Below are 10,592 nucleotides of genomic sequence, written 5' to 3' on the forward strand. Positions count from 1 at the left end.
AACCCACCTTGATGTTGTGCTTGTTGTCAGGCCGAGGGGCTGATCGCACTTTCAGGCAGGTGGCGGGTGGGGCGCCATACCCCGTTCGGGTAGGAGGCGGTCAGGGCAGTACGATGTAGTCGTTTCGCGTGATGACCGGGCGGTGTACGCCGCGTTCCAGGTGGATGTAGCGCCCGTCTGCCAGGTCGATGGGCAGGCAGTCGTCGATATCCAGTACGCCATCGGTGTGGGATTGCGTCCAGTGCGTGAGCATCTGCTGTTTGCCTTGGGCTGCCGCCTCCCTGGCCGTGCGCGCAACCACCAGCAGGTAGTGGTGTGCCTCGCCAAAGACGTTCGATTCATACCCGCCCAGGTTGATGAAGTACAGGCGCGGCGCCCCGGCGTTCGGCGCCAGGTGGCTGAGCTGGACTTTCCAACCGTCAACGCCATCCACCGTCATCCAGGAGTCGATATGCACACCTTTCTGGCTGCCGAACCAGCCCTCGCGCAGTTGCGGGTAGGCGGCTTCCAGGGTGTCGGCGACGGCGAACACCACATCATGCACTTCGATTTTCGCCCGGGGGTGCTTACCCCCCAACATGACCACAAACAGCATTGCAGGCCCTTTCTATGGCTGGGATGGAAAGGGCCACCTTCCTTCGATTGAACCCTTTTGTCCAGTCGGTGCCACACTGTTAATTCGCAAATTCATCAGGAGGTTGTCATGCGCACCATTGATCTGGCCGGCGTACCCGTCCCTGTCATCGGCCAGGGGACCTGGCGCATGGGCGAGGATCCCGGCAAGCGCAGCGCCGAAGTGGCCGCGTTGCAACTGGGTATCGATGAGGGCATGACCCTGATCGATACCGCTGAAATGTATGGCGAAGGCGGTGCCGAAGAAGTCGTCGGCGAGGCGATTCGCGGCAAGCGCGACCAGGTGTTCCTGGTCAGCAAGGTGTACCCGCACAATGCCAGCCACAAGGGCATTCCACGTGCATGTGAGGCCAGCCTCCAGCGCCTGGGCTCCGACTACATTGATCTGTATCTGTTGCATTGGCGTGGGCAATACCCCCTTGAAGAAACGGTAGAAGCCTTCGAGCGCTTGCGTGAGGCAGGCAAGATCGGTCGTTGGGGTGTGTCCAACTTTGATGTGGCAGACCTGCAGGAGCTGGCTTCCCCGGCCTGTGCCACCAATCAGGTGCTCTACAACATCGAGGAGCGCGGCATCGAGTTCGACCTGCTGCCATGGTGGCAGCAACACAATTTACCCTTGATGGCCTACTGTCCCATCGCCCAGGGTGGCGAGCTGTTGGCCAGCCCGACCCTCAAGCAAATTGCCCGTCGCCACGAGGTCACACCCGCCCAGGTTTCCCTGGCCTGGGTCTTGCGCCAGGACGGTGTGATCGCGATTCCCAAGGCGGTTACGCCAGAGCATGTCCGGCTCAATGCCGCAGCGGCGAAGCTGGTGCTGGATGAGCACGACCTGGACGCGATTGACCGGGTTTTTGGGGCGCCGAAGCGCAAGCATCCGCTGGCGATGGTCTAGTGGCCGACAGAAACGGTGCCGTCCATGGCGATGCCGTTTCTGTTTCGGTGGCTGCTTAGCCGGCTACCGGGCTGCGCCAGTCATCAGAGCCAGAGGTACCGGAGACCTCATGGGTCCAGACGATTTTCCGGTAAGTGAAATACACATCCTCCAGGTGCGTGAAGTGTGCGTTGTTCGGGTCTTGGCAGTTGGGCATCCGTGATTGGATGTCCACCAGGATCGCGTCTTCCAACTCGATGGTGAAGTAGTGTTCCTGGGTTCCGGCTGAAGAGGTTCGGTACCACTCAAGGCGGCACTTGACCATTTCCCCGGAGGTCAATGCGCTGAACAGCAATGGCGACGATTTATCGAATACCTTGCTGATCATCAGGGGCTTGTGCACACGCTGGCCGGTGGGCTGGCCGGATTGCGGGTCACGGGGAATGATCACCTGATGCTGGAATGCTTCCACCAGGATCTGGTCTTCATGGCCTTCCTGGTAAATGTTGCCGACCGAGTCCTGGGTGAACGTGCCTGCCGTGATCAAGCCTTGCTTGGTGCCGGTGATGGATAGATACGCGGGTGTTGGCATGACGGTTTTCCTTGCCTGATAAATGAGGTCGTCCCGGCCGACGGACTTGCCGGCCGGGTAATGCTCGATATCAAGAAGCGTGCCGGAAAGTTCGAGCGTCAATGAAAGCAGGGGGTTAAGGTTTTATTGGTTTTAATTTTGAACGGCATTAAAGGTTTTAATTCGATTTAGTTGTATTTGTTTGCGCAGGGGTGTGCAGTTAGTTGCTCATGTTGATGGGCGTTGTTATTCGCAGAGTTCACCTCATTCATGATGATGCCTGGCGCCTTGGCTGCGCAAATTCTTGCGCGTCGGCGATTTTTCTATTCTTGTAGGAAACTCCTTAACTGCTATTTGGTGGCTTGAACAATGCTTTTTGCATGGATAAGGTTCGTGCTCTTCTCGTAGGGAAGGCAAACTTTAATCAATGTCCTGATGTGCGCTTGAATGGCCATTAGTTCACTGAACATGTTCAGGAAAGTAAAGTGCGGCCCATAATGGTTTACTCAGACAGGCTTTCCGATTATTACCTCGAACTTGCGCAGGCACCCAACTCGAAAACGAGTTATGCGGGGGCCGATATGCGTTTTTCGACCGAGTATGAGGCGCTTGAAACTGAACTGGGCAAGGCGCACTCCATTCACGGAAACAGTCAGCCTGACTGGCAATGGGTCGTGGAAAAAAGCGAGGCGCTGTTACGCCACCAGTCCAAGGACTTGCGGGTCGCTGTCTGGTTGACCTGGGCCTTGCATCAGCGCGAGTCCTTCCCCGGGCTACTCGCAGGCCTCGGATTGCTGCGCTACCTCTGTGAGCATCATTGGGCGGTCGTTTATCCGGGCAAGCTGCGTACCCGCAGTGCCGCCTTTGGCTGGCTGCTCCCGCGCCTCGAGCAGGTGCTTGCACAACCTGTTTCGCTCAAGGATCAGCGGCCCTTGTTCCACTGCATGCTCGAACACCTGGCGCGGCTGGACGAGTTGTGGACCGAACACCTTCTCGAAGATGCGCCACTGTTACTGCCGGTTCGCAGGCAGCTGTCGGACCGATTGCAACAGTCCACCGAAAGCGAACCTCCAGCAGGCGGTAGCACAGGGGTGATCGCCCATATCAGGCAGGTCGCGACTCAGTTGATGGCGCCCGAGCCCATTGTGGAAAACGAAAAGGACGCCCACAAGCTGCTGCGCACGCTGCAGGAACATGCCCGGCCCTTGTCGGCCTGGTGGCAGCGCCAGAATGCCGCTGACCTGCGCGCACTGCGTCTGAACCGAACGTTGACCTGGCTGACGATCACCAGTCTTCCGGACTGTGACAGCGAACAGGTAACGCCTTTGCGCGGGCCGGCGCCCGACAAGCTCAAGCGGTACCAGGAGCGCTTTGCCCAAGGGCAGCATACCGACCTGCTGCTGGAGCTTGAGGGCAGCCTGGCCGGAGCACCTTTCTGGTTCGACGGCTTGTACCGGGTGTGGGAGTGCCTGCAGGCACTCCAGGCCGACCTGGCCATGACCGAGCTGGAAGTGCACTTCGCGCTGTTGCTCCAGCGCTTGCCGGGGCTTGCACAGCTGCGCTTCCACGACGGAACACCCTTCGCCGACGACGTCACCCGTGGCTGGATCAACACCCAGGTTGCCCGCCATTTGCAAGCCCCGGTTCCACTCAGGTCGGCACCTGATGCCCCGGCTGCGCCTTGGGACAAAGCGTTGCACGACGTCATGCCCGTGCTGCGCAAGGACGGGTTCAAGGTGGCTGTGCGGTCCCTCAAGCAGGGCATGCAAACCGCAACAGGTGATCGTGCCCGGTTTCATTGGCGGCTTGGCCTGGCCAGGTTGTGTTTGCTGGCAGGCAAGCATGACCTGGCCAAAGTCCAGCTCGATCACCTGGACCACGAGCTGCAGCACTCAGGCCTGCAGCGCTGGGAGCCCGAGTTGGCGGTTGAAGTGCTGCAGCTCTTGCATGGCTGCTGTGACGTATTGCCCCAGAGCCATTCCGTGCGTGAGCGCAAGGAAGATGTCCATCGCAGGCTGTGCCACTTCGATCTCGAAGCGGTACTTGAATAGGCTTTCGAGCCCCCCGAAAAAGGAGAAACACCATGGCGAAAGAAGGTTCGGTAGCCCCCAGGGAACGCATCAATATCACGTTCAAACCCGCCGTCGGCACTGCGCAGGAAGAGGTCGAGCTGCCGTTGAAATTGCTGGTGCTTGGTGACTTCACCCAGCGTGAAGACCTGCGCAAGCTCGAAGACCGCAAGCCCGTCGGCATCGACAAGAACAGCCTCGACGAGGTGCTGGCCAAGCAGGCCTTGGGCCTGGCCTTGAGCGTCCCCAACCGGCTGCAGGATTCAGCCGAACCTGATGAGTTGGCGATCCGGGTCAGGATCAATTCGATGAAGGACTTCAATCCTGCACAGCTGGTTGAGCAGATACCCGAGCTGAAAACGCTCATGGACCTGCGCGATGCACTTGTGGCGCTCAAGGGGCCGCTGGGCAACACGCCGAGCTTTCGAAAGGCCATTGAAAATGCCCTCGCCGATGACGATTCGCGCAAGCGGGTATTGGCTGAATTGGGGCTGGACAGCTCCGCCGTATGACTCTCTCAGTTAAAAGGACACTGACACCATGACTACCAGCCAAAGCCCGTTGCATGCGCCCATCACGGATGAGTACAGCATTCTCGACAACATCATTGCCCAGACCCGCCTCAACGCCGACGACGAGGCCTACAGCATTGCAAAGCGTGGAGTCTCGGCATTTATCGAGGAGCTGATCAAGCCGCAAAACAAGGGCGAGCCGGTCAAGAAGCGCCTGGTTGACCGGATGATTGCCGAGATTGACGCAAGGCTCAGCCAGCAAATGGATGAAATCCTGCACCATCCCGACTTCCAGGCACTGGAGTCTTCCTGGCGTGGCCTGCAGTTGCTGGTTGATCGCACCAATTTTCGTGAAAACATCAAGATCGAACTGCTCAGCGTCTCCCGCCAGGACCTGCTGGATGACTTCGAGGACTCACCGGAGGTGACTCAGTCCGGACTCTACAAGCACATCTACAGTGCCGAATACGGTCAGTTCGGCGGCCAGCCCGTAGGGGCAATCATCGCCAATTATTTCCTTTCCCCCAGTGCTCCCGATGTCAGGCTGATGCAGTACGTTTCCAGCGTGGCCTGCATGGCTCATGCACCGTTCATTGCGGCGGCCGGCCCTGGCTTCTTCGGCCTGGAGAGCTTTACCGGCCTGCCTGACCTCAAGGACCTGAAGGACCATTTTGAAGGGCCGCAGTTTGCCAAATGGCAGAGTTTTCGCCAGAGCGAAGATGCCCGCTACATCGGCCTCACCGTACCGCGCTTTCTATTGCGTACGCCGTACGATCCCGTTGATTGCCCGGTCAAGACGTTCGCCTACCAGGAACATGTGGCCAGCAGCCACGAACACTATCTGTGGGGTAATACGGCGTTTGCCTTTGCTACCCGCTTGACGGACAGTTTCGCCCGTTATCGCTGGTGCCCGAACATTATCGGCCCGCAGAGTGGTGGTGCAGTGGAGGACTTGCCGCTGCATCACTTTCACAGCATGGGCGAGATCGAAACCAAGATTCCTACCGAGGTGCTGGTATCCGACCGACGCGAATACGAGCTGGCGCAAGAGGGCTTCATTGCCCTGACCATGCGCAAGGGCAGTGACAATGCAGCGTTCTTTTCCGCCAGTTCGGTGCAAAAACCCAAGTCTTTTGGAATCAGTGCCGAAGGCAAGGCTGCCGAGCTGAATTACCGGCTCGGTACCCAATTGCCGTACATGATGATCGTCAATCGCCTGGCCCACTATCTCAAGGTGCTGCAGCGTGAACAGCTGGGGTCGTGGAAGGAGCGCACCGACCTTGAGCTGGAACTCAACAAATGGATTCGCCAATACGTAGCCGACCAGGACAACCCCAGCACCGAAGTGCGTGGACGGCGCCCGCTTCGGGCTGCGCGCATTGTTGTCAGTGATGTCGATGGGGAGCCCGGCTGGTATCGCGTCAACCTGAGCGTTCGCCCGCACTTCAAGTACATGGGGGCAGACTTCACTCTGTCGCTCGTCGGCAAGCTCGATAAAGAATGAGCCGCCGCCACGTGATTAGCCAGAACCGCAGCCTTTTCGAGCGCCTGGAGTCCGGCGTAGGGCGCAGCCCGCAAGGTTGCGTCGTGGAATCCGTGGCGGGTCATCTGGCGAAAATGCTCAGCACCCGTGCGGGCAGTGTCCAGACGCTACCTGATTACGGGTTACCTGATCTGAATGACATGCGCCTCAGCCTGCATGACGCGTTGAGCCAGGCTCGGTTCCTGATTGAGCGCTTTATCCAGGCCTACGAACCCCGTCTGAAGGATGTCCGTGTCAAGGCATTGCCACAGGACCGTGACCCGATGGTGCTGGCTTTTTCCATCGAGGGGGCCATGGAAGTCAATGGCATGACGCAAGCGGTCGCCTTTTGCGCCAGCCTGGCTCACGGCGCACGGGTCGAGGTCAAACCGAATGTCGTTTAACCGCTACTACCAGGGCGAGCTGAGCGCACTGCGACAGTTGGGGCGACGCTTCTGCGAGCGCAACCCGGCACTCGCGCCGTTTCTTGGGGACGCTGGCCAGGACCCGGACGTAGAACGGTTGCTTGAGGGTTTTGCATTCCTCACCGGTCGCCTGCGGCAGAAGCTTGATGATCAATTGCCGGAGTTGAGTCACTCGTTGATGCATCTGCTGTGGCCCAACTATATGCGGCCGCTGCCGTCGTTCAGCATGCTGCAGTTTGATCCGCTCAAGCGCACAGGGCCGGCCATCAGGGTCGAGCGGGATACACCGGTGGAAAGCATTGCGATCGACGGTGAATGCTGCCGTTTTCGTACCTGTTACCCGACGCAGGTCTTGCCGCTGCAACTGGCCGCCATGGAGTACTCGGTACAGGGCGAGGGCGCTTTGCTCTGCCTGCGTCTGGAGATGACGGCCGAGGGCAACTTCAGTGAGCTGGAACTGAACTGCCTGCGTTTGCATCTCGCGGGGGAGCAGCCCGTCAGCCAGGCGCTTTACCTGGGGCTTTTGCGTCACCTGGACGGGTTCGAGTTGCAGCCTTTCGGGCGCGACGGGCTGCCGGTCATCGGCGCCGACGGCAAGCCTGTTTCATTGCGTCTGTCCAGCAACGATATCAGTCCTGTGGGCTTTTCCGAGGATGAGGCACTGATCCCTTATCCGTTGAATACCTTTCGTGGCTATCGCCATTTGCAGGAGTACTTCGCCTTTCCCGACAAATACCTGTTTGTCGATGTGAGTGGCCTTGGCGCGCTGAGCAGGTTGCCTATTGACGTACTCAAGCAGGTACATGGCGTGACGTTACGCTTCGACATGCGTGGTCGCGGTATTGAGCGAATGGCGCCTACCCTGGACAACGTGAAGCTGTACTGCACGCCCATCGTCAATCTGTTCAAGCACGACGGCGTACCGATTCGCCTGGACGGCAAGCAGGACGAATACCTGTTGTTGCCTGGCGAATACGCCAGGGGGAACTGCGGTGTATTTTCCGTCGACAAGGTCACGGGATGGCGGCCGGGAGGCCTCGGGTACCAGGAATATGTTCCGTTCGAATCGTTTGAGCACGATTTTGGCAGCGCCGCGCCCAGCTATGGCGTTCGCCAGCGGCCATCCCTGCAACATGCCGGCCTGGATACCTGGCTGAGTTTCGACCGGTGTCCAGTGCATGAACAGGAAACCCTGTCGATTGAACTGACCTGCACCAACCACAACCTGCCATGCCTGCTGCAGGTGGGCGATATCAATCAGGCGTGCGAACAGACGCCCGAGTTTCTCTCGTTTCGCAACATCACCGCGGCAACCCCCAGCTTTGCGCCACCCCTGGACAGTGACTTCCTGTGGCGACTGATCAGCAATATGTCGCTCAACTATCTGTCATTGACCGATATCAACGCCTTGAGGGTGATCCTCGAAACCTACGACCTGCCGCGTTATCACGACCGCCAGGTGGAAAAGGTCAGCAGGCGAAGGCTGGGCGCCCTCCGTTCGATCAGTCACCAGCCCGTAGACCGGCTGCACCGAGGCCTGCCATTTCGCGGCTTACGGGTTGACCTCACCATCGATCCTGAAGGCTACCTGGGGGAGGGCGACGTGTTCGTCTTTGCCTCGGTGCTCAACGAGTTCTTCGCGCTTTACGCCAGCCTCAACTCGTACCACGAACTGCGAGTCATCAGCACACAAGGAGACGTGTACCTATGGCCACCCCGGATGGGCCAGCAGCCCCTGCTTTAACCGCACTGTCCCGAGTGATTCGCGAGTACTCGGTGTTTCAGGCGGTTGCGCAGATTATCGAGCGCCTGCGCGAGGCGCATCCCTCGCTGGACGAGGATGCGCTCTACGATCAATTGGAGTTCCAGGCCAACCCAGGCTTTGGCTTTCCCGGCAACGACATTGATCGTGTGGAGTTTTTTGTCGAGCACGGCCATTTGCGGGCACGGCTTCGCCTCAATGTGCTGGGCCTGTTTGGTACAGGGTCACCGCTGCCGGCGTTCTATGGCGAGCAAGCCTTTGCCGAGGTAGCGGGCGGTAATCCGACGCGGGAATTTCTTGATCTTTTTCACCATCGCCTGCACCGGCTGATAGTGCCGATCTGGCGAAAATATCGTTATCAGGCGAGTTTTCAAACGGGCGCCCGCGATCCCTTTTCCGAGCAGATGTTTGCATGGGTGGGCCTGGGTGGCAGCGCGATTCGCAGCGCGGCTCAACTGAACTGGAAACGCCTGTTGCCCTACCTGGGGCTGCTGAGCCTGCGCGTGCACTCCGCCGCGCTGATCGAGACCGTGCTGCGTTATTACTTCAAGCACAACCGGCTGGTCATCGAGCAGTGGGTCGAGCGCAGGGTAGTGATCGACCAGGAGCAGCGCAATGACCTTGGTCGCGCCTATAGCTCGTTGGGTTCGGACCTGGTGCTGGGGGAGTGCCTTATCGACCGCAGTGGCATGTTCAGGGTTCATGTATTGGCACTCGACTGGCAGCGTTTTCACGAGTTTTTGCCCACCGGGGCGGGTTACGAGCCGCTGTGTGCGCTGGTGCGTTTTGCCGCCCGGGACCCCTTGGAATACGACGTGCGACTGGTGTTGGCGGCGGGCGAGGTCCGGCCGTTGCACCTTGGCGAGCACAACGTCTGCCGCCTGGGCTGGACCAGTTGGCTGGGGCATGAGCGGGCAGACGGCGTGGTCATCCTGGCCAGTAAAAATCATTAGGGATTGATGGATATGATGAATGTGGATCTGCAACAACTTATCCAGGCATTGACGGCGTCCACACGGCGCGACCTGGAACGCAGCGCCGAGCGTTGTGTCACCCGGGGCGGCGGCGAGGTCCTGGTGGAAGACTTGCTGCTGACGCTCCTGGAGCATCCCGAGGGTGTTCTTATGCGAGCGCTGCAGGATGCGGGCGTGGATGCCGGGGAATTGCAGGCCGTGCTGCAACCTCGGGTCGACCAGAGCGCGTCCCGCAATCCGGTGTTTTCGCCCGCCCTGGTGCAATGGCTGCAGCAGGCGTTGCTGGTTGCCCATCTGGAGCTGGGCCGACGGGAAGTGGACCATGGCGCCTTGCTGCTCGCCTTGTTGCGCAACCCGATGCAGCACGCTGGCAGCCGTTACCAGTCGGTGATGAGCACGCTTGATGCACCGCGTGTGCTCGGATTTCTCTTGAGTGAAAACGCGCAGGCGGCTCCAGCTGAGGCGGGGAGTTCCTTGCTGGAGCGCTTTACCCATGACCTGACTCGCCAGGCCCGGGACGGGAAACTCGACCCCGTGCTCTGTCGCGATAACGAAGTCCGGCAAATGATCGATACGCTCGCGCGGCGGCGCAAGAACAACCCCATTCTGGTGGGCGAGGCGGGTGTCGGGAAAACCGCGATAGTCGAGGGCCTGGCCCTGCGGATCGTCAGCGCGCAAGTGCCAGAGGTGCTCAGGAAGGTGCGCCTGCTGACCCTGGACATGGGCCTGCTGCAAGCCGGTGCCAGCATCAAGGGTGAGTTCGAGCGCCGCCTCAAAGGCTTGATCGATGAGGTCAACGCCTCGCCGCAACCGGTCATCCTGTTCATCGATGAGGCCCATACCCTGGTCGGCGCAGGCGGCTCGGCTGGCAGCTCCGATGCCGCCAACCTGCTCAAGCCAGCGCTGGCACGAGGTGAGTTGCGTACCATCGCCGCGACGACCTGGTCGGAGTACAAGAAGTACTTCGAGAAAGACCCGGCGTTGGCGCGGCGTTTTCAGCCGGTGCAGGTGCACGAGCCGACGGTTGACGATGCCGTGACGATTTTGCGTGGGTTGGTCCCGGTGTATGAGGCCAGCCACGGAGTCTACGTGCGCGATGACGCCGTGGTCGCCGCCGCGCAGTTGAGTGCCCGCTACCTGGCCGGCCGCCAGTTGCCGGACAAGGCTGTGGACGTGCTGGACACCGCTTGTGCCCGGGTGCGGATCAGCCTGGTCACGGCGCCGGACGAACTGCAGCAGTTGCGCGCCGAACT

General features: G+C 59.8%; 10 protein-coding genes. 8 read left to right on the forward strand and 2 right to left on the reverse strand.

Annotated features, from left to right (window positions below):
- Nucleotides 1-100: 100 nt before the first annotated feature.
- Nucleotides 101-595: a DUF1543 domain-containing protein gene (locus tag HX846_RS00485; RefSeq protein ID WP_177041632.1), complete on the reverse strand. Its 495-nt coding sequence runs from the start codon at nt 593-595 to the stop codon at nt 101-103.
- 108 nt (nt 596-703) lie between these two features.
- Between HX846_RS00485 and HX846_RS00490 the strand changes: the two genes are divergently transcribed.
- Nucleotides 704-1,525, forward strand: a complete 822-nt coding sequence (locus tag HX846_RS00490; RefSeq protein WP_178912506.1) for an aldo/keto reductase — start codon at nt 704-706, stop codon at nt 1,523-1,525.
- Nucleotides 1,526-1,580: 55 nt separating this feature from the next.
- On the opposite strand, the gene HX846_RS00495 is transcribed toward HX846_RS00490, so the two are convergent.
- Nucleotides 1,581-2,096 (reverse strand): Hcp family type VI secretion system effector, encoded by a 516-nt coding sequence (locus HX846_RS00495; protein WP_003208034.1) that lies wholly within the window; start codon nt 2,094-2,096, stop codon nt 1,581-1,583.
- Between the two features lie 476 nt (nt 2,097-2,572).
- Between HX846_RS00495 and tssA the strand changes: the two genes are divergently transcribed.
- The 7 genes from tssA to HX846_RS00530 all read left to right on the forward strand — a co-directional run.
- Nucleotides 2,573-4,126 (forward strand): type VI secretion system protein TssA, encoded by a 1,554-nt coding sequence (tssA, locus tag HX846_RS00500; protein ID WP_178964786.1) that lies wholly within the window; start codon nt 2,573-2,575, stop codon nt 4,124-4,126.
- A 32-nt stretch (nt 4,127-4,158) separates the two neighbouring features.
- Entirely contained in the window at nt 4,159-4,656 is a 498-nt protein-coding gene (gene tssB, locus HX846_RS00505) for a type VI secretion system contractile sheath small subunit (protein WP_177008256.1), read from the forward strand.
- Nucleotides 4,657-4,684: 28 nt separating this feature from the next.
- Entirely contained in the window at nt 4,685-6,160 is a 1,476-nt protein-coding gene (gene tssC / locus HX846_RS00510; protein ID WP_178964787.1) for a type VI secretion system contractile sheath large subunit, read from the forward strand.
- Nucleotides 6,157-6,582, forward strand: coding sequence for a type VI secretion system baseplate subunit TssE (tssE, locus tag HX846_RS00515; protein WP_178912508.1), 426 nt, complete (start codon nt 6,157-6,159; stop codon nt 6,580-6,582). Before tssC ends, tssE begins: the two co-directional genes overlap by 4 nt.
- Entirely contained in the window at nt 6,572-8,347 is a 1,776-nt protein-coding gene (gene tssF, locus HX846_RS00520) for a type VI secretion system baseplate subunit TssF (RefSeq protein WP_178964788.1), read from the forward strand. Before tssE ends, tssF begins: the two co-directional genes overlap by 11 nt.
- A complete protein-coding gene (tssG, locus tag HX846_RS00525; protein WP_177019437.1) occupies nt 8,311-9,318 on the forward strand; it encodes a type VI secretion system baseplate subunit TssG in 1,008 nt (335 codons plus the stop codon). The genes tssF and tssG overlap by 37 nt, the downstream gene beginning before the upstream one ends.
- 6 nt (nt 9,319-9,324) lie before the next feature.
- Nucleotides 9,325-10,592 (forward strand): AAA family ATPase (locus HX846_RS00530; RefSeq protein ID WP_178964789.1); only part of this gene is annotated, 1,268 nt, incomplete at its 3' end.

Source organism: Pseudomonas sp. K5002 (assembly GCF_013386655.1).
In the GTDB taxonomy this organism is placed as follows: Bacteria; Pseudomonadota; Gammaproteobacteria; order Pseudomonadales; family Pseudomonadaceae; genus Aquipseudomonas.

Excerpts from the sequence above, each read along its gene's own strand:
- HX846_RS00485 (WP_177041632.1), bottom strand. The coding sequence starts at position 595 with ATGCTGTTTGTGGTCATGTTGGGGGGTAAGCACCCCCGGGCGAAAATC.
- HX846_RS00490 (WP_178912506.1), top strand. The coding sequence starts at position 704 with ATGCGCACCATTGATCTGGCCGGCGTACCCGTCCCTGTCATCGGCCAG.
- HX846_RS00495 (WP_003208034.1), bottom strand. The coding sequence starts at position 2,096 with ATGCCAACACCCGCGTATCTATCCATCACCGGCACCAAGCAAGGCTTG.
- tssA (WP_178964786.1), top strand. The coding sequence starts at position 2,573 with ATGGTTTACTCAGACAGGCTTTCCGATTATTACCTCGAACTTGCGCAG.
- tssB (WP_177008256.1), top strand. The coding sequence starts at position 4,159 with ATGGCGAAAGAAGGTTCGGTAGCCCCCAGGGAACGCATCAATATCACG.
- tssC (WP_178964787.1), top strand. The coding sequence starts at position 4,685 with ATGACTACCAGCCAAAGCCCGTTGCATGCGCCCATCACGGATGAGTAC.
- tssE (WP_178912508.1), top strand. The coding sequence starts at position 6,157 with ATGAGCCGCCGCCACGTGATTAGCCAGAACCGCAGCCTTTTCGAGCGC.
- tssF (WP_178964788.1), top strand. The coding sequence starts at position 6,572 with ATGTCGTTTAACCGCTACTACCAGGGCGAGCTGAGCGCACTGCGACAG.
- tssG (WP_177019437.1), top strand. The coding sequence starts at position 8,311 with ATGGCCACCCCGGATGGGCCAGCAGCCCCTGCTTTAACCGCACTGTCC.